Annotated in this window: 20 protein-coding genes; 17 read left to right on the forward strand and 3 right to left on the reverse strand. The window is 46.7% G+C overall.

What is annotated here, in order from left to right:
• The first annotated feature begins 48 nt into the window (after nucleotides 1-48).
• The 13 genes from ACX0G9_RS11120 to ACX0G9_RS11180 all read left to right on the forward strand — a co-directional run bounded on the left by ACX0G9_RS11120 (nucleotide 49) and on the right by ACX0G9_RS11180 (nucleotide 17,407).
• Entirely contained in the window at nucleotides 49-3,519 is a 3,471-nt protein-coding gene (locus ACX0G9_RS11120) for a glycosyltransferase (protein WP_459064972.1), read from the forward strand.
• Nucleotides 3,520-3,635: 116 nt separating this feature from the next.
• Nucleotides 3,636-5,372, forward strand: coding sequence for a pyruvate dehydrogenase complex dihydrolipoamide acetyltransferase (locus ACX0G9_RS11125; RefSeq protein ID WP_459064973.1), 1,737 nt, complete (start codon nucleotides 3,636-3,638; stop codon nucleotides 5,370-5,372).
• 960 nt (nucleotides 5,373-6,332) lie between these two features.
• Complete coding sequence (locus ACX0G9_RS11130; RefSeq protein WP_459064974.1) at nucleotides 6,333-8,060, forward strand: DEAD/DEAH box helicase; 1,728 nt, start codon at nucleotides 6,333-6,335, stop codon at nucleotides 8,058-8,060.
• Nucleotides 8,061-8,154: 94 nt separating this feature from the next.
• Nucleotides 8,155-8,976 carry a chitinase gene (locus ACX0G9_RS11135; RefSeq protein ID WP_459064975.1) on the forward strand — a complete coding sequence of 274 codons (822 nt, stop codon included), beginning with the start codon at nucleotides 8,155-8,157 and terminating at the stop codon, nucleotides 8,974-8,976.
• Nucleotides 8,977-9,050: 74 nt separating this feature from the next.
• Nucleotides 9,051-10,274 (forward strand): glycosyltransferase family 87 protein, encoded by a 1,224-nt coding sequence (locus tag ACX0G9_RS11140; protein ID WP_459064976.1) that lies wholly within the window; start codon nucleotides 9,051-9,053, stop codon nucleotides 10,272-10,274.
• Between the two features lie 12 nt (nucleotides 10,275-10,286).
• Nucleotides 10,287-11,144 (forward strand): UbiA family prenyltransferase, encoded by an 858-nt coding sequence (locus ACX0G9_RS11145; RefSeq protein ID WP_459064977.1) that lies wholly within the window; start codon nucleotides 10,287-10,289, stop codon nucleotides 11,142-11,144.
• A 156-nt stretch (nucleotides 11,145-11,300) separates the two neighbouring features.
• Entirely contained in the window at nucleotides 11,301-12,440 is a 1,140-nt protein-coding gene (locus tag ACX0G9_RS11150; protein ID WP_459064978.1) for a type III polyketide synthase, read from the forward strand.
• Nucleotides 12,441-12,498: 58 nt separating this feature from the next.
• Nucleotides 12,499-13,254, forward strand: a complete 756-nt coding sequence (locus tag ACX0G9_RS11155; protein WP_459064979.1) for a methyltransferase domain-containing protein — start codon at nucleotides 12,499-12,501, stop codon at nucleotides 13,252-13,254.
• Between the two features lie 39 nt (nucleotides 13,255-13,293).
• Entirely contained in the window at nucleotides 13,294-14,493 is a 1,200-nt protein-coding gene (locus tag ACX0G9_RS11160) for an NAD(P)/FAD-dependent oxidoreductase (RefSeq protein WP_459064980.1), read from the forward strand.
• Nucleotides 14,494-14,556: 63 nt separating this feature from the next.
• A complete protein-coding gene (locus ACX0G9_RS11165) occupies nucleotides 14,557-16,020 on the forward strand; it encodes a hypothetical protein (protein WP_459064981.1) in 1,464 nt (487 codons plus the stop codon).
• 85 nt (nucleotides 16,021-16,105) lie between these two features.
• Complete coding sequence (locus ACX0G9_RS11170; protein WP_459064982.1) at nucleotides 16,106-16,477, forward strand: CoA-binding protein; 372 nt, start codon at nucleotides 16,106-16,108, stop codon at nucleotides 16,475-16,477.
• A 76-nt stretch (nucleotides 16,478-16,553) separates the two neighbouring features.
• A complete protein-coding gene (locus tag ACX0G9_RS11175; protein WP_459064983.1) occupies nucleotides 16,554-17,027 on the forward strand; it encodes a ribonuclease H-like YkuK family protein in 474 nt (157 codons plus the stop codon).
• 143 nt (nucleotides 17,028-17,170) lie between these two features.
• On the forward strand, nucleotides 17,171-17,407 hold the full coding sequence (locus ACX0G9_RS11180) for a VF530 family protein (protein WP_459064984.1): 237 nt from the start codon (nucleotides 17,171-17,173) through the stop codon (nucleotides 17,405-17,407).
• A 41-nt stretch (nucleotides 17,408-17,448) separates the two neighbouring features.
• Here the strand turns inward: ACX0G9_RS11180 and ACX0G9_RS11185 are convergent, their stop codons facing one another.
• Complete coding sequence (locus tag ACX0G9_RS11185) at nucleotides 17,449-18,786, reverse strand: DEAD/DEAH box helicase (RefSeq protein ID WP_459064985.1); 1,338 nt, start codon at nucleotides 18,784-18,786, stop codon at nucleotides 17,449-17,451.
• Nucleotides 18,787-18,939: 153 nt separating this feature from the next.
• Here ACX0G9_RS11185 and ACX0G9_RS11190 point away from each other — a divergent pair, with 153 nt between their 5' ends.
• Nucleotides 18,940-21,222, forward strand: a complete 2,283-nt coding sequence (locus ACX0G9_RS11190; RefSeq protein ID WP_459064986.1) for a DUF7133 domain-containing protein — start codon at nucleotides 18,940-18,942, stop codon at nucleotides 21,220-21,222.
• Here the strand turns inward: ACX0G9_RS11190 and ACX0G9_RS11195 are convergent.
• Nucleotides 21,206-21,730, reverse strand: a complete 525-nt coding sequence (locus tag ACX0G9_RS11195; protein ID WP_459064987.1) for a DoxX family protein — start codon at nucleotides 21,728-21,730, stop codon at nucleotides 21,206-21,208. The genes ACX0G9_RS11190 and ACX0G9_RS11195 overlap by 17 nt on opposite strands.
• A gap of 221 nt (nucleotides 21,731-21,951) precedes the next feature.
• Between ACX0G9_RS11195 and ACX0G9_RS11200 the strand changes: the two genes are divergently transcribed.
• The 3 genes from ACX0G9_RS11200 (at nucleotide 21,952) to ACX0G9_RS11210 (ending at nucleotide 24,337) form a co-directional block, all read left to right on the forward strand.
• Nucleotides 21,952-23,043 carry a sensor histidine kinase gene (locus ACX0G9_RS11200; protein WP_459064988.1) on the forward strand — a complete coding sequence of 364 codons (1,092 nt, stop codon included), beginning with the start codon at nucleotides 21,952-21,954 and terminating at the stop codon, nucleotides 23,041-23,043.
• On the forward strand, nucleotides 23,033-23,794 hold the full coding sequence (locus ACX0G9_RS11205; RefSeq protein ID WP_459064989.1) for a LytR/AlgR family response regulator transcription factor: 762 nt from the start codon (nucleotides 23,033-23,035) through the stop codon (nucleotides 23,792-23,794). The genes ACX0G9_RS11200 and ACX0G9_RS11205 overlap by 11 nt, the downstream gene beginning before the upstream one ends.
• A 78-nt stretch (nucleotides 23,795-23,872) precedes the next feature.
• Nucleotides 23,873-24,337: a DUF1203 domain-containing protein gene (locus ACX0G9_RS11210; protein WP_459064990.1), complete on the forward strand. Its 465-nt coding sequence runs from the start codon at nucleotides 23,873-23,875 to the stop codon at nucleotides 24,335-24,337.
• A gap of 6 nt (nucleotides 24,338-24,343) precedes the next feature.
• Here the strand turns inward: ACX0G9_RS11210 and yihA are convergent, their stop codons facing one another.
• On the reverse strand, nucleotides 24,344-24,952 hold the full coding sequence (gene yihA, locus ACX0G9_RS11215; protein ID WP_459064991.1) for a ribosome biogenesis GTP-binding protein YihA/YsxC: 609 nt from the start codon (nucleotides 24,950-24,952) through the stop codon (nucleotides 24,344-24,346).
• Nucleotides 24,953-25,098: the final 146 nt, after the last annotated feature.

The following is a 25,098-nucleotide window of genomic DNA, read 5'->3' on the forward strand; positions in this document are numbered from 1 at the left end:
TAAAAACACCAGCCGAAGGGCCATAACCAGAAGCTTTATCATCACCATATGACAGGCAATTCAAAAAAACAGATCTTTCAGACAAATTCTCCGGGCCGCTGGCAACGTTTTAAATGGGGAGGCCGCTTTGTACTTCTTTTTATCATCCTGGGCGTTCTCATCATTTCCATTGCGCTTTCCCGTGGGTATATGCCTTCCCTGCCCAGGATAAAAGAGCAAAGCCAATTATATAAAAAAGTACTGGACACCAACCGGACCTTTCTGTTCAAAAACACACTGCTGGACCAGTACGGGGGCTTTCGAAAATACATCAATGAAAAGGTCCCCTATAAAGCCGGTGCCTTTCCTGTACAGTCCAGAAAAGACTCGATCAAATATGGCCTGGTGCCGTTCAAAGCCGATACCAACTTCAGGTCTTTTACCAAATTCCCGACGGGCATACGCGCTGCCTTCTATGTAGACTGGGATGCCCAATCTTTTTTATCCCTGCAGCAATACATCTCCAAAATGAACCTGGTGATTCCGGAATGGATCTTTATCGACCCCAATGCCGATACGGTCTTTACCAGCATCGATGAACGGGCATTTGCCGTCATGAAAAAATCAGGGGTAAAGATCATGCCTATTCTCTCGAACAATTTTAAGGAAGTCTTCCGGGGAGATGCCGTACACCGGATCATTAATGACCCGAAAAAAAAACAAAGGCTGATCAGTGATGTCACCCGGATCCTGATGAAGCACAATTTTGCCGGTGTGAACGTCGACTTTGAAGAGCTCCAGGAAAAAACGAATGAGAAACTGGTGCAATTCCAAAAGGAACTTTATGAACATCTGCATTCCATGGATTACCTGGTTACCCAGGACGTAATGCCATTCAATGAAGATTATAATTTTAAGGAACTGGCCAAATACAACGACTACATTTTTTTAATGGCCTATGACCAGCATTCCGACAACAGTCAGCCGGGTCCCATTTCCCATCAGAAATGGATCGAAGGAGCCGTGGACGAAGCGGTCAAAAAGATTCCCGTGCAGAAACTGATCCTTTGCATGGCGGCTTATGGATATGACTGGAAACTGGGCAATGCGGTTTCGGCCAAAACGATCAGTTACCAGGAGGCCCTAGTCAAAGCCAAAGACCAGGACGCCACCGTTGATTTTGATAATGATTCCTATAATCTTCATTTCAATTACCAGGATGAGGACAATACCCAGCATCAGATACAATTCACGGATGCCGCTACGACCTTTAATACGCTGCGGTTTGCCACTGAATATGGTCTGGGAGGAACGGCCATCTGGCGGTTGGGATCCGAGGATCCCCGGCTTTGGTCCTTTTACGACCGGGATATGCGAAGAACTGCCATAAAAGATTTCGATTTTACGGCATTCAGCCAGGTCAATGCCATGAACGAAACGGATTTCGTGGATTATGAAGGAACCGGAGAAATACTGGATATCATTGCCACGCCTACCAATGGCCGCATTACTCCTGAAGTGGATACGTCAGAAATCCTTATCAGTGAGGAGACCTATGATAGTTTGCCGTCTAAATTCGTGGCCCGCAAATACGGCACATCGGATTCGATGAAACTGGTTCTCACCTTTGATGATGGCCCTGACCCCCGTTATACGCCCAAGATCCTGGATATTCTGAGTAAATACCATGTCCCGGCTACCTTTTTCATTGTCGGCATTAATGCGGAGAATGCTATTCCTATCGTAAAACGGGAATTTAAGGAAGGTCATGAGATCGGGAACCATACCTTCACTCATCCGAATATTGCCAAAGTGAGCCAACGGAGGGCCATCCTGGAAATGGAGTCCACCCGATTGCTGATCGAATGCATAACGGGCCATTCCACCATCATGTTCCGGGCGCCCTATAATGCGGATTTCGAGCCGGAGAAATGGGAAGAATTGATCCCTGTCGCCATTGCCCGCAAAAAGAACTACCTGGATATAGGGGAGTCCATCGATCCCCTGGACTGGGAACCCGATACGCCGCCCGACAGCATTTTTGACCGGGTGGTCAGACGTAAAAATGAGATGACCCAGGCCGGGCTGAGCGGCAATATCATCCTGCTGCATGATGCCGGCGGAGAGGACCGGACAGCCACCGTAGAAGCTCTCCCCCGCATTATCGAACATTTTCAGGCCCGTGGCTTTCATTTTACGACTGTCGCCGATATGTTAGGCAAAACCAAGGATGAAATGATGCCGCCTGTACCGAAAGGCAGCGGTTATTACCTGCTTCAACTCAATTATTACCTGGCAGAACTGGGTTATTGGGGAGGTCATATACTTTTTTCCCTGTTCATCGTGTTCATGGTTCTTTCCGTAGGGAGGGTCCTGTTCATGGCAGTTATTGCCACCAAAGAACATTTCCGGGAAAGGAAAAATCCCCTGTTGCCTTTCTGGCTACCCGACGGTACCGGTGCTCCCATGGTCAGTATCATCGTACCGGCCTATAATGAGGAAGTAAATGCAGTCAGTTCGGTGGAAAGCCTGTTGAACAGAGATTATTCCAATTTCAGCATCATTTTCGTAGACGATGGAAGTACAGACCGTACCTATGAAAAAGTAAGCCAGGCCTTCGCAGGTCATCCGAAGGTAAAAGTATTTACAAAACCGAACGGGGGTAAAGCTTCGGCCCTTAATTACGGGATCGCCCAAACGGAAGCTCCCTTTGTGGTATGTATTGATGCAGACACCAAACTGAAACCGGACGCTGTTTCCCGTTTGATGGAGCATTTTCGTCCGGGCGCAGGAGATAAGGTTGGCGCAGTGGCAGGAAATGTGAAGGTCGGTAATCCGGTAAACTTCCTGACCAAATGGCAATCCATAGAATATATCAGCAGCCAGAACTTCGATCGCAAGGCCTTTGCCTATCTTAATGCCATTACCGTTGTCCCGGGTGCGATCGGAGCTTTCCGGAAATCGGCCATTGAAGAGGCCGGCGGGTTTACCACCGACACCCTGGCTGAGGATTGTGATCTTACCATCCGGATCCTGCGCTGCGGTTATATCATCGAAAATGAAAACCGGGCTATTGCCATGACAGAAGTTCCGGAAACGCTGAAGATGTTCTTCAAACAAAGGTTCCGGTGGAGCTATGGTGTCATGCAGACTTTTTGGAAGAACCGGGATGCCTTGTTCAACTGGAAATACAAATGGCTGGGATGGATCGCCTTACCAAACATATTGATCTTTCAATATATTATCCCGATGGTCATTCCACTGGCCGACTTTTTTATGATCGTCGGCTTGCTGACCGGCAATGCCTCCAAGATCGGGGGATATTACCTGGTGTTCATGCTGGTGGATATGGCCGTGGCCTTGCTCGCTTATATCTTTGAAAAGGAAAAAATCTCAAAACTGATAGGATTGGTCCCTCAACGCCTTATCTGGCGCTGGCTGATGTGGTATGTATTGTTCAGAGCGGTACGTCGCGCGATAAAAGGCGAATTGCAGCATTGGGGTGTATTAAAAAGGACCGGGAACGTTCAGGCGGTGTAAAAAATTCCGTAATTTCACGGCTCCATTTAAAATCACCTGATCCGTAGTGAAAAGGGCTGATCGTTGGATTGATCGAAAAGAGCAGAATTGATTGAAAAAGAAAACAAAATTGCGTTATGGCTGAAGTTATTTTAATGCCCCGTTTGAGTGATACTATGACCGAAGGGGTTATTGCTGCATGGCATAAAAAAGTGGGCGAATCCGTCAAAAAAGGTGATTTGCTGGCCGAAGTAGAAACGGATAAGGCAACTATGGATCTGGAAAGTTATAAGGATGGGACTTTATTATATACCGGTACAGATAAAGGGGGAAAAATATTGGTCAATGACCTGCTTGCCATTATCGGTGCTCCCGGAGAAGATATCTCTGCCCTGGTAAAAGGCGGGGGTGCTGCACCGGCAAACAGCCCTGCTCCTGCAAACAGTTCAGCTCCTGCTCCGGCCGCTCAGGCTGCACCGCAAACGGCAGCCGCTCCCGTCACTTCAGCCCCGGCCGGTGTCGATCTGTCCAAAGTGGAAGAAGTGATCCTGATGCCCAGGCTTAGCGATACGATGACCGAAGGAGTGATTGCGGACTGGCACAAAAAAGTAGGAGACAGCGTTAAAAAAGGAGATATCCTGGCCGACATCGAGACGGACAAGGCAACTATGGAATTAGAAAGCTACAAAGAAGGTACTTTATTACATATCGGAGCGCAGAAAGGTGAAAAGATCGCCGTGAATGACTTACTGGCCGTTATCGGAAATGCGGCCAACGTGGACTTGCCCGGGATCATCGCCAGCGTTAAGAATAAAGGCGTTCCGGCTCCTGTAGCTGCGGGCGGGTCAGGTTCTGCTCCTGCTTCAACCTCCACAGCTTCACCTGCGGCAGCAACAACAGCGACGGCTACCACTCAGGCAGTTTCTTCAGCTCCTGCAAGTCAGGAAGCTCCTGCTAATGGAGACGGAAGGTTAAAGGCTTCCCCACTTGCTAAAAAATTAGCAGCAGATAAAGGAATCGATATTTCACAAGTGGCAGGTACAGGAGACGGCGGCCGTATCGTAAAAAAAGATGTAGATAGTTTTACGCCCCTTGCCCCTAAAGGGGAATTAAGTTCAGCAGGTAAAGGCAGCCCGGTTTCAGGAAGCAGTTCTTCCGTTATCTCCCCCCCTTCAGGGGCCGGGGGTGGACAGGTCAGCTTTGAAGAAGTACCGGTATCGCAGATGCGAAAAATAATCGCCAAACGACTCGCGGAGAGCAAATTTTCTGCACCGCATTTTTATATTACCGTTTCCATCGACATGGACAAGGCGGTGGAAAGCAGGGCAAAACTGAATGATGTTTCGCCGGTAAAAATATCCTTCAACGATTTCGTATTAAAAGCAGCAGCGGTAGCCTTGAAACAGCATCCGGCCATTAACAGCAGCTGGCTGGGCGATAAAATACGGATCAATCATCATGTGAATATTGGTGTAGCGGTTGCTGTGGAAGAAGGATTGCTGGTTCCGGTCGTCCGGTTTGCCGATACCAAATCCCTGTCCCAAATCGCCGTCGAGGTCAAGGATTTTGCACAAAAAGCAAAAAACAAAAAATTACAACCATCTGATTGGGAAGGAAGCACCTTCACCATCTCCAATCTTGGTATGTTCGGGGTGGATGAATTCACCGCTATCATTAATCCCCCGGATGCCTGTATCCTGGCAATAAGTGCCATCCAGCAAGTCCCTGTGGTAAAGAACGGAGCCGTTGTTCCGGGAAATGTAATGAAATTGACACTAAGCTGCGACCATCGGGTCGTAGACGGAGCAAAAGGCGCCGCTTTCCTGCAAACCTTAAAGAGTTTGCTGGAAGAACCTTTGCGGATGCTCATCTAATGTCGATCCTAAAGTCGATCTTAAAAAAATAACTGATAACACCAGGAAGGCCCTGCCCCGGATCGTAAATCCGGAGCAGGGCCTTCGGCCTTTGTGCCCTTGGCACAAAAAACGACAAGGCCCATAGAAATGAGCCTTGTACAATCTAAACCTAATCCTTGCGCTTACGTAAAAAATAAACACATCCTTCTTGCTGTTCAACGAAGTTTAATTTCTTTATACTAATTGAATACGCTCATAACGTATTCGACATCATTTCAAAATAAGCCGGGACATAGAAATGACCCGGCAGTCGCTGTGTTTGAGTCCTCCGGGATCTGCCTGAAAAGGCAGACCTCCGGGGACACCGCACCCACCTGGAGATGTGGAGAGAAGTGTCAACTCACCGTGAAAAAAGAATGATTTTAATCGAATCAGGAAGTTTTTGAATTACGCCGGTCCAGGGTCGTTGGACCAATACCAGAAAGCAGGGTCGGTGCTTGTCTGATCAAAGGCGTGTTTTGCGGCTGGCATACTACTGATCACCTGCCCTTCTTGGATACCTGCTTATTCGGACATTTAAAAAACCCTAATCAGCCTCAACTTTTTTTACGCTTTCTTCACTTTGTCCTTTTCCCGCTGGTTTTTCTTTTGTCCTGCCCTAAGCCTGTAACGAGAACAAATATAGAACAATTATTTTAATATGGCCTAATTAGACCGCAATTATTTTTACTTTTTTTTGAAATCAGACCTCTCCCCAACCACCTAATGCCTGAAAGTCTTACTGGCATTGGATTAATTCCATTCCTGCCAGCCGGTTTGCCCCGATAATATCCATTTATATTAGTTCGGTTGGAAAATAATCCCTACCTTTGCGCCCAGTTATATTCCTTTCTATCAGCTTTCGTGACAACCTTCGTGTAATAACTCCTGAAGGATATTGATGAGTAGACAGGCTTTTTTCATCTAAACAGTAAACAATTGTCATTTTTCAATCTCAAACTTATTGAGCCTATATTAAAGGCTCTGAGTGATGAGGGGTATACTACCCCCACGCCCATCCAGGAACAATCAATACCTATTATCCTTAGCCGAAGAGACCTCCTGGGTTGTGCCCAAACCGGCACCGGCAAAACAGCTGCCTTCGCTATTCCTCTTTTACAACTTATGTATGAGCAGAACATGGCCGTTAAGAATGCCGCCGTTCAACATGCCGCCGCTCAGCCCAGCGAAGACGAATTAAAGGATGCCGCAGCTCATAGAAGCGCGAACGGTTTGAAAAGCACCGGATCCCGTCTGCCCCTTGAATTAAAAGGATCTGCCAACCGGAGAGTTCCTCTCCCTATAAAAGCATTGATCCTTACGCCCACCCGCGAACTGGCTATCCAGATCGATGAAAGCTTTGCCAATTACGGGAAATATACCGGACTTAAACATCTGGTCATTTTTGGAGGTGTGCCGCAACATCCCCAGGTTCAGGCTCTGCAAAGAGGTATCGATATCCTCGTAGCCACGCCGGGTAGATTATTAGACCTTATTGATCAACGGTATATCAGTCTTTCCGACATACAGTTCTTTGTATTGGATGAAGCGGACCGTATGCTGGATATGGGTTTTGTTCATGATGTACGGAAAATCATTGCCCGTCTTCCTCAAAAAAGACAGACCCTTTTCTTCTCGGCAACAATGCCGCCGGAAATTCAGAAACTGGCCAGTACGATTCTGACCAATCCGGAAAAGGTGGAAGTGACTCCTGTCTCATCGACAGCGGAAACCATTCAGCAAACGCTTTATTTTGTCGAAAAGAAAGATAAAAGATCTCTTCTTTTGCACGTACTAAAGGAGCAGGCTATTCCCACTGCCCTCGTATTCACCCGTACCAAACATGGCGCGGATAAAGTAGCCGAAGGACTGAACAGGGCCGGTATCCGGTCTGAAGCCATTCACGGCAATAAATCACAGAACGCCCGTCAACGTGCGCTGTTGAATTTCAAAAGCCGTCAGACCAGGGTATTGGTAGCTACGGATATTGCTGCCAGGGGTATCGATATCGACGAGCTTACCCATGTGATCAATTTCGAATTACCGAACGTACCGGAAACATATGTACATCGTATCGGAAGGACAGGACGTGCAGGCGCAAGCGGCATTGCCTTATCATTCTGTGATGCAGAGGAAAAAGAATTCCTCGACGATATTCAAAAATTGATCAGCCGTCCCATTCCTGTTTCAGAAGACCATCCTTTTGCCATGCAGGTATCGCAATTTTCGCGTTATCCTTCCAATGGCTCAGCAAGGAATTCCTTTAACGGAAACAGGGGAAACTCCGGAAATCAGCGTAATAGCGGATCAGGCAATCAACGAAATGGTTCTTCAGGTGATCGCCGTAACAGCGGTTCCTTCGGCAACCAACGGAATGCAGCTCCGGGCAACCAGCGCAATTTCAATTCCACTAATAATCCCAGCGAAGGCAGACCATCCCGCCCGATCCGCAAACCTGATCTTCAGGCTACCGGTTTCGAATCTGCAGGATACCAGTCACCGGGCCTCCAATCCACCGCCGTTCAAGCCGTTACAAGCGAGGAACGCCAGCGTCCCCTGCCTCAGCGCCCCCAGCCACAACGGCCGGCGCCGCAGCAGAACACAGGCGAAGTGAATTCAGGTCTACCCTGGACTCCGCGTCAGAGCGAAGGAGATGAAAGGCTCTAAATAACAGTCACTTTAACGTCAGCGCTAAAAAAATACCCTTAGCCCTGCTCCAGCGAGCAGGGCTAATTTTTTTTGGCTAACTTAGGCCCAAACTATGAGACTTTATTTTTTTATCCTGGCAGGTCTGTTCTTTCCCAAGCCGCATGGTTTCGGCCATCCCTTGACAGGGCCTGGTCAGTTGCTCACAAAACAGCAATATGAAAAAATTTTCCCCCACCATAACCCTATCTATACGTATGAGAATTTATTGACAGCGGCCGCCAGCTTTCCTTTATTCGCAGGAGAAGGAGATATAACTGTGCGCAAAAGAGAAATAGCGGCCTTTTTAGCGCATTGTGCGCATGAGACCACTGATGGTTGGGCAGGAGCAAAAGGCGGCCCCTATGTCTGGGGCCTGGTCTACACGGAAGAACAAGCCTGCCGGGATGGACATTGCAAACAATATAATACCGGAGGGACCAGTCCCTACCAACCAGTGGCGGGAAAATCCTATTTTGGAAGAGGCCCCCTGCAACTTACCTATGCCTATAATTATGGCCTGGCCGGCGCCGAACTCGGATTACCGTTATTGACAAACCCTGAAAGCGTAAGCCATGATGGTATAGTGGCCTTCCGGACCGCTATATGGTTCTGGATGCGGGAACAAAAACCCAAACCTTCCTGTCATGATATAATGGTGGGAAAATGGCAGCCGACATCTGAGGATCTTCATCTCCGACGCAAACCGGGCTTCGGTATGACCATTAATATCATCAATGGGGGTGTGGAATGCAGGAACGATAAAACGCCGGCCAGGGACCTCCGGACGGAAAGGATCGGTTTTTATAAATGGTTTGCCGCTGTATTAAAAGTCCCTGTCGAAAAAGAATGCGATTGCGCAGGTATGGGTATTTATGGTATCCCCCCAACCCCCTAAAGGGGGAGCATTATTCCAAAAAACATTTATCCTTTCAAATAAATACCAATAATAAAAACAAGGCTAAAAAATATATGAATAAAGCTTTTGAAAAATATTCCCCCTTCAGGGGGCTAGGGGGTAAGAACCTAACCATCCTTTTTTTCGCGTATTGTCTGCTTTCTCTCATCGCTGCAACGCAGGGCCTTCTGCACAGCCCAAAGATCTTCCTGCCCGGAACAAAACCGCATACGGATTATAACAACTATGTCATCTTCAAGTATTCTTTTTTCCACCTGGAACAGGGAAAAGATATTTACCAGTATTTCCCCGACGATCACTGGGATCTTTATAAATACAGCCCTGCCTTTGCACTGGTCTTCGGGCTTTTTTCCGGGCTTCCCGATGCCATCGGTCTACCCTTATGGAATCTGGCTAATTCTCTCTGTCTTTTTGCCGGTATCCTCCTTCTGCCGGGGCTGAGCGATAAAAAGAAAAGCTGGATACTCCTGTTCTGTCTTCCGGAATTGTTGTTGTCCATACAGAACACGCAAAGCAATGGACTGATGGCGGGATTGATCATCCTGGCTTTTGCGCTGGCCGAGCGATCGAAATATTTTCTTTCTGCCTTATGTCTCGTCTTCTCCATTTATATCAAGCTTTTTGGTGTGATCGCCTTCGTTTGTTATCTTTTCTACCCGGGACGTTTCAAACTGATCGGGTGGTCATTTTTCTGGATGGTAATCCTGGCCTTATTGCCTCTGGTCGTGGTAGATGGTCATCAACTGGCCTTTTTATATAAAAGCTGGTTGAATCTGCTGCTGAACGATCATTCCGCTTCCATCGGGCTATCTGTAATGGGATTGTTGGAAACCTGGGCGGGCCTGAGTTTGCCCAAGAATTTGGTTGCCCTTGCAGGCCTTTTCTTATTTGCCTTACCCTTGATCCATTGGAGAAAACAAAGGGATTATTCTTACCGTATCCTGTACCTGGCCTCCGTACTGATCTGGATCGTGATCTTTAATCATAAAGCGGAATCCCCTACCTTCATTATTGCGATGAGCGGAATAGGTGTCTGGTATTTTGCACAAAGCAGCCCGAATAGCGGATCATTGAACAAAATCCTGCTGATCCTGGCCTTTTTCTTTGTTTCCCTGTCAGTTTCAGACCTGGTACCTTCTTTTGTAAGGGAAAATTGGGTAAAACCTTACGCGATCAAGGCTGTTTTGCCGGTGATCATCTGGTTTACTATCCTTTATGAACAGCTCACCGGTCGCTACCAGGCTGTCCCGATTGTTCAGGGCGCACGTTTACCATAAAAATTCAGGTTCATGATCCTTCAAAGATCGACCATACAGTTATTGCGATTGCCTTTCTCTTTATTCTTAATGCCTGCTTACTGGTTTGCCCTGAGCCAGGTGGTTTACAAAGATTGGGGACATGCCTTACTGATCTTTTTTATTTTGCATGTGCTCGTCTATCCGGCCAGTAATGGATATAATAGTTATATGGATCGCGATAACAGCCCGATAGGAGGAGTTGAACATCCTTTGCAACCCACCCGGGAGCTTTTCCTCCTCACCATGGCCATGGACTTCGCGGCCCTGTTGCTGGGTTCGGTGATCGGCCTGTATTTTTTAGCCGGTCTTGCCCTCTACATCCTGGCTTCCAGAGCATATAGCTACCGGGGCATCCGGCTCAAGCAGTACCCTGTCCTGGGATATCTCACCGTGATCACCTGCCAGGGGGCCCTGGTCTTTTTTCTGGTTTACCATGGCAGCCATCTTCATAAAAGTCTGCAGGTGCCGCTGGAAGGAATGATATCCAGCGCTTTATTGATCGGAGGTTTTTATCCGCTTACCCAACTATACCAACATGAGGCTGACCGTAAGGACGGTGTGAAGACCATCAGCATGCTCCTGGGGATCCGCGGCAGTTTTCTTTTTTCAGGACTGATTTATGGTCTCGCATTCGGGGCCCTTGCCTATACCTTTTTTTCCGGCCTGGAAATAAAAGAATTTTTTGTCCTGGCAACTTGTCTGTTACCTGTTAGCGTTTATTTCTTTATATGGGCCCGCAAGGTCTGGAAAGATCCTGCACAGGCAGATTACGCCCATACCATGCGGATGAACCTGATTGCTTCGTTATGTGCGAACGCAGGTTTTATAGCCGTCCTGATCATGGGTTGAATTTTGCCAGGAAGCTGAATCCGGATCAAGTGTTAGCAGGATCTCTTATTGAGGTAAATGTCCGGCTCTTTGTACGGGCCCGATCTTTGCATACCATTAATCCGTATATTATATAAGCAATCGCAGTAAACCGCATTAAAACAGCCATCTTAACGCTTGAGTAAAATCGTTTCCATCGGTACGGCAGTTCCCGCCTTCGCCCATCAGCAGGATGATATCCTGCCGTTCATGAATCATATATATGCCCTGAACGAAAATGGCAAACGAAAGTTGAGATTTCTGACCAATCATACGGGTATTCGTACAAGATATTCCGTAATTGCCGATTACAGCAGACCCGTCAGGGAATGGAAATTTTATCCCCCTACGGAAAACCTGGAGCCATTCCCATCCCTGGAACAACGCATGCAATGGTATAACAAATATGCAGCCCCCTTGTCGGTGGATGCCATTCGTTCCTGTCTGCATGGAAAAGCCGACACCCGGGAAATCACGCATCTGATCACTGTAAGCTGCACGGGTATGAGCGCACCGGGCCTGGATCTTCAATTAGTAGAGCTAATGGATTTGCCAAAGACCATCTTCCGTACCTCCATCAACTTTATGGGCTGTTACGCGGCAATCCATGCGCTTAAACTGGCGGATGCACTTTGCAATTCCATTCCTGGGGCAAAGGTACTGATCGTTTGTACGGAACTATGCACCTTGCATTTTCAAAGGGAGCCAACCACAGACAATATTACCTCCAGTCTCCTGTTTGCGGATGGAGCCGCAGCCGCGTTAGTAACCGCAGATGCCTCCCCCGGAGAAGGCCTCCATCTAAGCAGTTTCTATTCCGAGATACTGCAAAGGGGTAAAAAAGATATGGCCTGGGAATTATCGTCCACCGGATTTCAGATGACCCTTAGCAGTTATGTTCCGGACCTGATAGAGGCCGATTTTGCAGGGCTGGTGGATCGTTCTTTAAAAAATCATTCTTTGACATCCTTAAAAGAGAATAAGATTCCGGAAAATGAACCGGTCAGTCATTGGTGTATACATCCCGGGGGCAGGAAGATCCTGGAAGCCGTTCATAAGAGCATGCAGTTTACCAATGGACACCTGGATACCGGATATGAAATATTGAATGAATACGGTAATATGTCCTCTCCGACTATCCTTTTCGTCTTAAAAAGGATCATGGACAAACTTAACTTTGGAAAGGCGAACAAAATATTCGGGGCAGCTTTCGGACCCGGGCTTACCATTGAGACTTTTATAGCGACTACCCAGGGAGAACCCGCCCTGCATGATTAAACATTGTTGATTAAATAATGCATAATCAAATAATGCATGATTAAACAATCCCTGTCAAATGGATTTTTCAAACCGTAGCTTTCAAAAAGAGTTACTCGACAATCCTGCTGTTCCTTTCGGGGATATACAAAGGAACATGCAGGAATTGGACACGATCAACACTTTACTGGGTGGCCATGCCATCAGCACGAACGGGCTGAAACAAATACTGAAAGCAGCAAAAAAAACAGGGAAGGAGGGGCGACCATTAATTATCTGCGAAATTGGTTGCGGAGGAGGAGATAACCTTAATGTCCTCCGCCGGTATTGCACCAGGCGATCCATTGCTGTCAAATGGATGGGCATTGATATCAATCCTCATTGTATTGCTTATGCCCGGGAAAGAGAAAAGGAGCGGAATAACGAAATTACCAGGCAAAAAGCTATGGAAGACCTTCCATTTACCGAATGGATCCATTCGGACTACCGCAGTGTTATTTTTGAACGGGAAAAGCCGGATATTCTTTTTTCGTCCCTGTTCTGTCATCATTTTACGGATGAAGAAATGGTAGTCCTATTGAACTGGATGAAGATACACGCTGGAGTGGGTTGGTTTATAAATGATCTTCAACGGCATCCTCTTGCGTATTACGCCATCCGGAAGCTAACTGCCTGGTTTTCGCGGTCATACCTCGTAAAAAATGATGCTCCCCTGTCAGTTTTGAGGGGATTCACCCGTCATGAATGGAGTGTCTTATTAAAAAGGGCAGGAATAAGCAACTATACCATCCGGTGGAAATGGGCTTTCCGTTGGTTAATTGTTTGCCATTCTTAGCGGGTGAACCATAGATTATCCCTATTTTTAGTTACCGTCATGGAGGAATTACTAACAGTCAAACATAGGCTTCCCAAGGAGCAGGTTGCCGGACCGGAAGATCCCGGCAATCGTAATTATGATGTCCTGATAGCCGGAGGTGGTCTTGCCGGGCTTGCACTTTCTATACAATTGTCCAGGGCCGGTTACCGGGTAGCCCTTTTCGAAAAAGAAGCCTATCCGTTTCATAAGGTCTGTGGTGAATATATCAGTCTGGAAAGTTGGAATTTTCTGGAGGAAATGGGTCTTCCTCTCAGTGACTGGAACCTGCCGCTGATCAAGCGGGTACAGATCTCCGCACCAAATGGTAAATATATCGAACATACGCTCCCGCTGGGAGGTTTTGGCATCAGCCGTTATAAAATAGATGCGGCCCTCGCATCGATCGCCAGGGAAAGCGGTGTCGATCTTTTTGAATCCACCAAAGTGAACGACATCCGTTTTGAAAGATCACGGTTCCACATAAGGACTTCCGAAGGCCATTTCAAAGGAAAAGTAGCCTGCGGAACCTTTGGCAAACGCAGCAATCTTGATATTAAATGGAAAAGGCCTTTTATCCGCAAAAGGTCTGCCCGCCTGAACAATTTTGTCGGCGTAAAATATCACGTAAGGATCCCTTTCCCTTCCGACCTCATTGCCCTTCATAATTTTCAGAACGGGTATTGCGGGCTTTCGAAAATTGAAGAAGACCTTTATTGTCTTTGTTATATGACCACGGCCGACAATCTGCGGAACAACGGCAACTCTATACCGGAAATGGAAAAAAATGTACTTTGTCAAAACCCCTTGTTAAAAGAAATTTTTGAAGGCTCATCCATAACCTTCTCCCAACCGCTTACCATCTCACAGATCAGTTTTGAGAAAAAATCTACAGTGGAAAACCATGTGTTGATGATCGGTGATGCCGCCGGCATGGTCCCGCCTTTGTCCGGGAATGGCATGAGCATGGCCCTGCATGGAAGTAAGATCGCTTTCCGGTGCATTGACGCTTTTCTCCGGGATCAGATCGTACGTCACGAAATGGAGCAGGAATATATGGATCAATGGAACAAAGAGTTCGGCAAAAGGTTATGGATGGGTCGTGTGCTCCAACGTTTGTTCGGTAGCGGGTTCCGAACCAATCTTTTACTACATTCGCTTAAACCTTTTCCAAAATTAATCTCATTTTTAATCCGGCAGACCCACGGGCAACCCTTTTAAGGACCTATCCGTACAACCTGAGGCAGACACAGTAAACAGTGAACCCGTAAAAAAATTTAGTGGATGAAATGTAAGGTTTTAGTTGTGGCAATACTTTTTGAAGCGTTGGCATTTTCTCCGGCGGCACTTGCACAGAACTATACGGCCATAGAAGGATCTCCCTATGCAGGAAGCATGGGGGTTGCGGGTAATCCGGCTTCCATTGTCAATACTCCGGACCCCTGGGACCTGACGATCTTTTCGCTGCAGGTTAAAAATACCACCAATGCCCTTACCCTTCATAATTACTCCCTGCTTTCACCGGGAGGTACGACAAGATATAGCTGGGATGGAGGCAATTTCCGTCGTTATGTCGCTTTTGATTTCAATATCCACCTGTTCAATGCCCGTATAGCCATCGGCAAAAATCAGGCTATTGCCTTTGGGGCTAATTTGCGTGGATACGAGACTGCGAAATCCGGTGTCTTCAACTATAACGACACCCTGCATGATATGAATGATTTTTTCCGCATCAACGGGGATAACAGCTATACTGCCAATATGACGACCAGCAGTTGGGGAGAGTTCTTCGCCACGTATGCACGTACGATCTGGGAGGATGGCAGAGGGCGTTTGAACGCCGGGGTGACCCTGAGAGCTATGCGCGGTATATCCGGGGCCTTTGCACAATTAAAGGGCGCGACGGTTACAAGCAGCGTATCCGGAGACCTTACGGAATATTTCGTGAAAGCAGGCAGCGGACGTTACGGCTATTCATCCAATTATGACCGGTGGAAAAAAGGACGAGGTACCATGGATAATCTGCAGGATCTGGTCGGCAATTCAAGGAACGGAGCGGCAATTGACTTAGGTGTGGAATATAGGGTAAAATCACAGGCCGTCAGCAATTATTACTTCGGTGATACCTATTATGATTATGAATGGAAAATAGGGGTCGCTATCCTGGATATCGGACAGAATAGTTATAAATACGGGACGCAGAGCAGGACTGTCAGCAACCCCAGAACCGACATTTCCGATTCATTATTGAATATTAAATTCAACCAGGTTGGAAGTCTTGCCGAATTTAATGACAGCATGGCTACCATCATGAAAAATATTGGTAACCTGAACGGCCTTTTTAAAGTCTGGAACCCTACGAGGCTGGTGATCAATATCGACAAACCCTTACAGGACCAATTCTCCGTCAACGTAAACCTTACCATCAACCTTACCCCTTCTTCCCCGGCTAAAAATTACAAACAGTATTATACCAAGGAGCTAACCTTATTAAGTGTTACTCCCCGCTGGGAAACCAGGCGCCTGGGCGCCTATCTCCCTATTCAGGTCACCACGCAGGGAAAACTCTGGGTGGGGGGAGCCTTTAAGGCCGGTCCCCTGTTGATGGGAGTTCATAACTGGATGAATATCTTTGCTAAAAACAAAATGCAGAACGGTGGTTTTTACCTCGCCTTTGTCCTGCGCCCGAAAAATGGCTTTAAGGATAAAGAAGATAAGCGGTATGATTGTCCGCCAGGAGTAAAATGATTTTTGTACCAGCAAGATCTATTTATTTTTTACCAAACCAGAGTCCCGGATTATTTGTTACCATTAGAAACACAACTGACCAACTATGTCCGATCAACTCAAAAAAACATTGGTCCTTGGAGCCTCCGATAACCCCGAACGTTATAGCTACCTGGCTTTGAATCGCTTACGCAGTAAGGGGCACCCCGTGGAAGCCATTGGACGGAGGAAGGTAAAAGTGGCGGATGTGGAGGTGTGCACGGAGAAAAAAGACATACCGGGGATCGATACCGTAACCCTTTATCTTTCTCCGGCCAATCAGCAGGAATACTACAATTATATTGTTTCCCTCCATCCAAAACGGGTCATTTTCAATCCGGGTGCGGAAAATGAAGAACTGGCCAAAATAGCCAGGGCCAATGGCATTCAACCAGTCGAGGCCTGTACTTTGGTGTTACTCAGCACCGGGCAGTTTTAAACGTTAATAAAACAATAACACCCCGCCGATTTTGAGAATAGCGTGTTTTTCGTTAAATTCGGAAAATCCTTTTTATATGCTATGGCGAAAATTTAATGGCGACCCGATCGATCTCCCTATCATTGATGCTGTTGAAAACGCGATCAGACGTGAAACCGAAAAAGGTTATCATCTCAAAGTCTGCATCGGAACTGATTCACAAGTAAAAGGTCTTGAAACGGAATTTGCTACCGTAATCGTTTTTCTGCGCGAAGGACATGGAGGTTTTATGTTCATCCACAATGAAAAAACAAGACATCAGTACTCCATCAAAGAACGCATGCTGGTGGAAGTGGCTAAGAGTATCGAGATCGCTTACGAGCTGTGCAATCTTTTCAGCAAGTACAATGTGGATATGGAGGTCCATGCCGATATCAACACCAATCCGCATTTCAAGAGCAATGATGCGCTGAAGGAAGCCATGGGTTATATCCTTGGGATGGGTTTTGCCTTCAAGGCCAAACCGGAAGCCTTTGCAAGCAGCAGCTGCGCAAATAAGATGGTCAACTAGATCCGGCCTTCCGTCCCTCCAAACCGTCCCATTCAGCTGTGATAAAAATCACCGCTCAAGGAATCGTCTCCCCTTTATTTTCCCGGTCTCCTTCTCTCCCCTCTAATTTATTCCCTTTTCTTTTTCTACCTTTGCCTCCGATTATGCAAACACAGCCACCATCCAACGATCCGTTACACGGTCTCACCCTTGAAAAAATCGTGACGCACTTAGTGGAAAGTTATGGATGGGAAGAACTGGGAACGCAAATCAGGATCAACTGTTTTACCAGTAATCCTTCCATCCAGTCCAGTCTGAAATTCCTGCGCAAAACTCCTTGGGCAAGAACCAAAGTGGAGGATTTCTATAAATATTCGCTAAGAAAGAAGAAGTTGAAATGATCCCCATACTATAACAGCACTATCCCTTTAAATAACCGAGGCTATCTTTTCTTTTTCTTCTGCCCCCGGGTGATCGGCCTCCCATATTTTTTCATCATCCGGTCGGCATGTTTGACGATCACATTCACCTTTTTATTTTTGGCTGACTTCTCATGAAAAGCGCCGCCGGCAAATTCCTTTTTGGGGATATTGAGGGGTATGACCTTGCTATAAGGAACCGGCTTTTCATCTTCAGTAAGTTCCTCCGATATGTCCAGACCGGCGGGCAGAGGCAGGATAGGTATTTTGTAATTCATCAACGCTTCGATAGCCGCCTGGAACTCTTTTTCGTTTTCCTTGATAAAGGTGATGGAGATCCCTTTTTTATCGAACCGGCCTGTCCTTCCAATGCGGTGAATATAATTTTCCGGTATATCCGGCGTATCGAAATTGATCACATGCGATACCTCCGAAATATCCAGTCCGCGGGCAATGATATCCGTAGCGATCACAAAACGGAAATTTCCTTTTTGGAACTGATCTACCGTATTGAACCGGTGATTCTGATCTTTATTGGAATGTATAACACCTACAATACCCGGGAATTTTTCAGCCAATGGTTCGTACAACTGATCAGCCAGTTTTTTTGTAGCTGCGAATACCAATACCTTGGTCATTTCCTGGTCCCTGGTTAACAACCATTCCAGCAGATTCACTTTGGTATAAAAATTAGGAACCTCATAGGCCGACTGAAGGATATTCTCTACCGGGGTCCCGGTAGGTGCAGCTTCGATACGTTCCGGATTATTGAAGTAGGTATCGATGAGTGTTTCCACTTCTTCGGTGATCGTGGCCGAAAATAACAGGTTCTGTCTTTTCGGTGGCAACAGATCCAATATATTCTTCAATTGGGTGCGAAAACCAAGATTGAGCATTTCATCCACTTCGTCAATCACCAGTCTCTTTACGTCCTTCAATCGCAAGGAGCCGCTCAGGGCCAGATCATATAATCTCCCCGGGGTGGCCACCAGGATATCTGCCCCTTTCTCTATCTCCGTTCTTTGCGTGTTGATATTGACACCTCCATAAACACCCACCACCTCAAGGGTCAGGTAAGTCGTCAATTCTTTGGCCGACTTTACAACCTGGGCCACCAGTTCCCGGGTAGGAACCACAATTAGCATCTGGGGGGACCTGCTTTTTGAATAATTCAGCTGACGGATACAGGGCAACAGATAAGCAATGGTTTTTCCGGTTCCCGTTTGGGCGATCCCACATACATCCCTGCCTGACATGATCACTGAAAAGGCCTTCCGCTGGATAGAGGTAGGATTTACAAAACCCAGATCGTCCAGGGCGTTGAGTAAAGGTTTTGTTAAATTTAAATCACTAAAATTCATATGTACCGGTTATAATTTGAATGCGGATGCGCGCTGAACTCAGGAACCGGGCTCCGGCCGGTTTAGCCCCAAAGGTAAGATTAATCCTGCGCAAGGTTGGACTAATGGAATTGCAACCGATTGAAATCTGATAGAAAACGTATATTTATCCCCATGAAATCCCCCTTACCCCCTTTACTATCACAGTCCGTCACCTATGGGTGTTTGCTATTGTTAAGCCTGCATTTCTTTTCCTGCAACAGCCCGGAAAAAGAGGCGCCGGCTCCCAAGGGACCCGCATCTATCGATCCAAATCCCAATCCGGTCTATCTGTCCCCGCAGGAAAGCATGCGGACCATACACCTTCCGGAAGGCTATCACCTGGAGCTGGTAGCCAGTGAGCCCGAGATCCAGGAACCTGTAGCCATCGCCTGGGACCCCAATGGCAGGCTTTACGTGGCCGAAATGCGCAGTTATATGCAGGATATCAACGGAACGGGTGAACACCTGCCTATTTGCCGGATAACCCGTCTGGAAGATACCGACGGGGATGGCAAAATGGACAAACACACCGTATTTATCGATAGCCTGGTTCTGCCGCGGATGATACTCGCCCTCGATGACCGGATCATCGTCAACGAAACCTATAGCTACAACCTTTACAGCTATCGTGATAAGGATGGAGACGGGAAGGCGGACGAAAAGATACAGGTCTACCATAATGACGTACCGGATGAATCCAACCTGGAACACCAGAAAAGTGGATTGGTATGGAATATCGATAACCGGATCTATGTAACCTATAACCCGGTCAGGTACCGGTTCCGAAACGACAAACTGGAAGCCGACTCGCTGACGAATCCGCCGGGCGGTCAATGGGGCCTGGGACAGGATGATTATGGCCGACTCTTCTTTTCGGCTGCCGGCAGTGAAACCCCGGCTCTGAACTTCCAGTTAAACCCGGAATACGGACAGGACAACCTGGACAAACAACTGGAAGACAATTTTGAAGCGGTCTGGCCCATTATCGCCACGCCAGACGTACAGGGAGGACAGGAGAGATTACGGTCGGATAGTACGCTTAATCATTTTACGGCATCCTGCGGACAAACCGTTTTCAGAGGTGACAGGCTTCCTCCAACTATGAAAGGCGATCTTTTTATCTGCGAACCGGTCGGCCGGCTGATACGGCGAGCCAAGGTCCGGCAGCAGCAGGGAGAGACCATCCTCCGCAATGCCTATGACAAAGCAGAATTCCTTACTTCCTCCGACATGAACTTCCGTCCGGTAAATACCGCTACCGGACCTGATGGCTGTCTTTATATTGTCGACATGTATCATGGGATCATCCAGGAAAGTGCCTGGACCGGGAAGGAAAGTTATATCCGTCCGCAGATCCAGCGCAAACAACTTGACCAGCATATCAATCGTGGCCGCATCTACCGGCTGGTACATGATGGGTATACACCTGGACCCCGTCCCCAATTATTGACTGCCTCCGGCAGCGAGCTGGTTACCGCTCTTTCCCATCCGAATGGCTGGTGGAGAGACAATGCCCAGAAACTGTTGGTCATTCATCAGGATCTCTCTGTCGTGCCTGCTCTGAAGAGCCTGGCCCTGGGGGAAAGATCTTTCGGTGAAAAGCTGGCATTCTGGAAAAAGGCTCCGGCCCCCGTCGCCCGCGTACATGCGTTATGGACATTGGATGGCCTCGGTGCCGCCGATCAGACAACCCTTACCGCCGCCTTTAAGGACGAAGATCCGGAGGTACGGAAAGCAGCTATCCGTATCAGCGAGACCTTTCTCCGGCAAAAGAACGATCAATTATTATCCCAACTGGAATTACTGAAAAAAGATACCAGTGCGGATGTTCGTATCCAGCTGGCTCTGTCCCTACGGTATAGCAAAGACGAAAAGGCCAAATTGTTGTTGAAAGAATTATTATCCGCAGGTAAAGGACAGGAATTGCTGACCATGGCCGCCACCCGCAGCCTGGAGGATGGAGACGAATCGCTGAACGCCTTGAGAGCGGCTACTGTCGGGATGGACGGAGAAGACCGCCATTTGGTCTTTACAGGAGCCAACAATTTCAAACAGCTTTGTGCGACCTGTCATGGACCCGACGGAAAAGGATTGTCTTCCATGCTCGCTCCTCCACTGGCTGGATCTCCGCGGGTTAACGGAGACAAGGATGTATTGATCCGCATCTTATTAAATGGATTAAAGGGGCCGGTGAATAATAAAAAATTCCCGGATGTGATGCCTGCGCAAAAAGAGCATAATGATCAATATATCGCTTCCGTCCTTAGTTATATCCGAAGCACCATGGGCAACAAGGCAAAGGTCATTTTACCCGACGAAGTGAAAAAAGTAAGAGAGTCTACGGCGGGTCGTGAAACATCCTGGACATTGGAAGAACTGGAAAAAACAGGTAAGCCCGTCAAACCGGTAAAATAACTTCCTGTCTGTCCGGTGTCTTCAGTCGATTCTTTAAACCAGAACGGCGCAAGGTGTCAAGCGAAAACCTCCCCGCACCTTCCAATAAGAGGAATAGCGATACCAATACCTGTGCGTAATCTGATCGTATTTCGTGAAGTACGGCCCATAAACCCGCCTTCGGGGGAGCAGGAGGAAGGGGCAAAGGAGAAGTCCCCAGGTACAAGCTTATCTTGGTCGTTAAAATGGCAACGATCATTTGCGCAATAAAATACAGGGCAACGAGCCTGGTAAATAAACCGGCCATGATCAACAAACCTCCGATAATCTCGGCTGTGGCTACAAAGTGTGCGGTCGTTTCGGGAAAAGGAAATCCAAGTTTGGTAAATCTTCCTACTCCCTGGTTCGGATAAACAAACTTCAATAACCCTTCCCAGAAAAAAACGGCCCCGGCCATCAGCCGCAGGATAAAGATGGAAGCCCTCCCGTAGGGGGGCGGATTCAGCAACCAATCGATCATACGATTCATAAAATTGTTTTTTAAATTTATCCTGCAAAAAAACCAAACCGCAGGCAGTGGCGTAAATTTTTTACATGAACAAAGGCAAGTTCTTGATGATCCCTTCCCTTTCCGGAATCTTTTCCGGAATCCATTTTCCCCCTAATCAAGGAAATCTCCTGTCTGGTGTAAAATATTTGAATCACGCTGAAACCTGTTCTACTTTTATAGGGAACTGAAGAAACCGGATTATGGTTAGAAAAAGATCATTGTGGATTCAAATTGCCGTTTGGGCAGGGGTTTACCTGTTCTGGGTACTCCTTTTCCGCAATAAGGCGTTTGTCCTCACCAGGACTATGACGGTTGAGTTTTGTTATCTGCTATTTATTGCCGCCAATTTCTATCTCAATACTTGGGTATTGATTCCCCGGTTATTATACCGGAAAAAGTATATTACTTACGGATTTGCACTTTTATCCGGAATTGTGGTGGCGGCCTTCCTGCGGGTGCCGCTGGCCCTTTTTCTGAATGAGCATTATTTCCTGGCAGGCCGGGAGCAGCCCGGTTTCATTTCCTTATTTTTCAACTCGCTGCTCAACATTTTTATATGGGTGATCTGCCTGATAGCAGGAGTGCTTGTAATGGACAAGATTCGTCAGCGTCAATATATCGATGACCTTGAGCAGCAAAAAGCAAGGAATGAACTTGATTTTCTGAAAGCGCAATTTAATCCGCATTTTCTGTTTAATTCCATCAATTCCATTTACGGACATATAGATAAAAATAACGCTACAGCAAGGAGCATGCTGTTGACCTTTTCCGAAATGCTCCGCTACCAGCTATATGAATGTAATACCGAACAAATCGCCATTGAAAAAGAGGTCCAGTATATCCGGAATTATATCACCCTGCAACAAACCAGGAAAGAAGAAAATCTTGTCATACTGCTGGATATCGGGGAAACAGTCCGCGGATTCAGCATTACCCCCCTTTTGTTCACTTCCTTTATAGAAAATTGTTTTAAGCATGTAAGTAATTTTGAAATCAAAGAAAACAGGATTGAGATCTCTTTGCAAAAAACAGAGAATAGCCTGCTGTTCAAAGCCTTTAATACCAGGGAAGACCAGGCTGAGGAAATTGCACCGAAGGAAGGATGGGAGGCAGGAGCGAAGCCCGACTGCAGCGGGAAGGAGATAGCAGGAAAGAACATGGAGAATGGGATCGGTATAAAAAACACCTTGCGAAGACTGGAACTTTTGTGTCCGGGTAAGTATCAATTGGATATGCGCAATAATCCTTCCGGCTATGAAGTCATCTTAAATTTAACCTTGCATGCATCTTAAATGTCTGATTGTTGACGACGAGCCCGTAGCAAGAAAATTGTTACAGGAATATGTGGAAGACACCGCCTTCCTATCCCTGACGGGAAAAGCGGAAAATGTCGTAAAGGCCAGGGCTATATTGGACAAAGAGCCGATTGACCTTATTTTTCTGGATATCAATATGCCCAAACTAAACGGCCTGGACTTCCTGAGATCTTCGGAAAACTTACCCCTGGTAATTCTCACAACCGCTTATGCAGAATATGCCCTTGAGGGATTCGAGCTGGATGTAATGGATTACCTGGTAAAGCCTTTTTCCTTTGAACGATTCCTGCAGGCCTGCCAAAAAGCAAAAGAATACCATGAGCTGAAAGAACAGGCCAAAAGACAACAGGAGCACATACAGGAGCCCATACAGGAACAAAAGCAGGAGCAAAAAGAAAAAGCCGGTTATTTTTTCGTCAAATGCAATGGAAGGATAGAAAAAGTAGATTATGCGGATTTACAAGTAGTGGAAGCCGCACTGAATTATATCATCCTGCATACCGGATCAGGAAAGATGATCGTCTACCTGACCATCAGGAGTATGGCAGAACAATTGCCATCTTCCCAATTCCTTAAAGTTCATAAATCCTTTATCGTAAATCTTGACAAAGTAAAAAGTATTGAAGGCAATATCCTGCACGTTGAAAAAATGCAGATTCCCGTTAGCCAGCAGTATCACGAAAAAGTAATGAAAGAGATTCTGAAGGACAGGATGTTAAAACGGTAATTAACTGGAAAGATCCGCAAGTAACGGGTTGAAGACCGGTTAAAAATCCTGGAATTTTGTTTCATAAAAACAAACAACATGAACAACTTCAGGATCGTTTCGCTTTCAAAAGAATATGTCCAAAAGATCCGCCAGGCCGGCCAGGATGATTTTGGACATCTCATAGTCGAAGAAACCGCAAGCGGTTCCGGGCCTTGCCGTATTTCTTTAAAACAGATCAAACCGGGCATAGAAAAAAGGCTCGTGATCAGCCATAGCCCTTTTGAAATAGATAATGTTTACAATCAACCAGGGCCTATATTCCTCTCCGCAACAGATGTGGAAGAATATGCGGATGTCCACCAATTTCCTCCGGAAATTAAATACGTTACCCTGATCGGGTACAATAAGGATCAATGGATGATCTATACCCGCCTGGTGAATGAGGGAGAAGATATTAACGAAGTAATATCCAATATCTTCCGGGAAAATCAGGCTGTTTCCTATCTGCATGCCCGCAGTACGAGGGCTTGCTGTTTTCTGTGTAAAATTGAAAGGGCATGATACCTTCTATTCCGCATTTTCAAATTCAGTATTCATTTCCTGGATCAGTTTGAGGATTTTATCCCTTCCCAGTTTTTTTACGGAGCTTGTTACGAAATGCTGTGGCAGAAATTGCCAGGTTTCGCGCATTTTATCCAGGAATGCCTTGACATTCGCACTGACCGTCCGTTGATTTTCTTTATCTGATTTGGTGAATACCAGGCAAAAAGGAACCTTCCAATCGCGGAGATTATCTACAAATTCCAGATCGAGTTTTTGCGGAGTGTGGCGGCTGTCAATCAGAACAAAAACAGTGACCAGGTTCTCCCTTTCCCGCAAATAATCTTCGATCATCTTCTCCCATCTTTTTCTTTCCGTGATGGAAACCTTGGCAAACCCATAACCCGGCAGATCCACAATATACCACTCCCCGTTAATTATAAAATGATTCAGGAGTTTGGTTTTGCCGGGAGTATTGGAAGTTTTGGCCAGCTTTTCATTATTTACCAGCATATTGATCAGGGATGATTTCCCGACATTACTGCGGCCGATAAATGCATATTCCGGTTTATCCGGCTTTGGACAACTGGCAAGATCCGGACTGCTGATAATATAAGCAGAATTATTAATGTGCATAATATTATTAAATTATTGCAAGTATAAAAAAGAGGGTTGCATTTCCCGTCTTAAACCGGATATCCGGCAACCCGCCAAAACGCACAAGATACCGCATAATTTCAAGGGTATCCCAAATCATACCGGGATTCAAAATTACACCGAGA

Source organism: Flavitalea flava (assembly GCF_054461575.1).

Excerpts from the sequence above, each read along its gene's own strand:
- ACX0G9_RS11190 (WP_459064986.1), top strand. The coding sequence starts at position 18,940 with ATGAAATCCCCCTTACCCCCTTTACTATCACAGTCCGTCACCTATGGG.
- ACX0G9_RS11160 (WP_459064980.1), top strand. The coding sequence starts at position 13,294 with ATGGAGGAATTACTAACAGTCAAACATAGGCTTCCCAAGGAGCAGGTT.
- ACX0G9_RS11200 (WP_459064988.1), top strand. The coding sequence starts at position 21,952 with ATGGTTAGAAAAAGATCATTGTGGATTCAAATTGCCGTTTGGGCAGGG.
- ACX0G9_RS11145 (WP_459064977.1), top strand. The coding sequence starts at position 10,287 with ATGATCCTTCAAAGATCGACCATACAGTTATTGCGATTGCCTTTCTCT.
- ACX0G9_RS11210 (WP_459064990.1), top strand. The coding sequence starts at position 23,873 with ATGAACAACTTCAGGATCGTTTCGCTTTCAAAAGAATATGTCCAAAAG.
- ACX0G9_RS11125 (WP_459064973.1), top strand. The coding sequence starts at position 3,636 with ATGGCTGAAGTTATTTTAATGCCCCGTTTGAGTGATACTATGACCGAA.
- ACX0G9_RS11155 (WP_459064979.1), top strand. The coding sequence starts at position 12,499 with ATGGATTTTTCAAACCGTAGCTTTCAAAAAGAGTTACTCGACAATCCT.
- ACX0G9_RS11195 (WP_459064987.1), bottom strand. The coding sequence starts at position 21,730 with ATGAATCGTATGATCGATTGGTTGCTGAATCCGCCCCCCTACGGGAGG.
- ACX0G9_RS11165 (WP_459064981.1), top strand. The coding sequence starts at position 14,557 with ATGAAATGTAAGGTTTTAGTTGTGGCAATACTTTTTGAAGCGTTGGCA.
- ACX0G9_RS11170 (WP_459064982.1), top strand. The coding sequence starts at position 16,106 with ATGTCCGATCAACTCAAAAAAACATTGGTCCTTGGAGCCTCCGATAAC.
- ACX0G9_RS11120 (WP_459064972.1), top strand. The coding sequence starts at position 49 with ATGACAGGCAATTCAAAAAAACAGATCTTTCAGACAAATTCTCCGGGC.
- ACX0G9_RS11140 (WP_459064976.1), top strand. The coding sequence starts at position 9,051 with ATGAATAAAGCTTTTGAAAAATATTCCCCCTTCAGGGGGCTAGGGGGT.
- ACX0G9_RS11205 (WP_459064989.1), top strand. The coding sequence starts at position 23,033 with ATGCATCTTAAATGTCTGATTGTTGACGACGAGCCCGTAGCAAGAAAA.
- ACX0G9_RS11180 (WP_459064984.1), top strand. The coding sequence starts at position 17,171 with ATGCAAACACAGCCACCATCCAACGATCCGTTACACGGTCTCACCCTT.
- ACX0G9_RS11135 (WP_459064975.1), top strand. The coding sequence starts at position 8,155 with ATGAGACTTTATTTTTTTATCCTGGCAGGTCTGTTCTTTCCCAAGCCG.
- ACX0G9_RS11175 (WP_459064983.1), top strand. The coding sequence starts at position 16,554 with ATGCTATGGCGAAAATTTAATGGCGACCCGATCGATCTCCCTATCATT.
- ACX0G9_RS11185 (WP_459064985.1), bottom strand. The coding sequence starts at position 18,786 with ATGAATTTTAGTGATTTAAATTTAACAAAACCTTTACTCAACGCCCTG.
- yihA (WP_459064991.1), bottom strand. The coding sequence starts at position 24,952 with ATGCACATTAATAATTCTGCTTATATTATCAGCAGTCCGGATCTTGCC.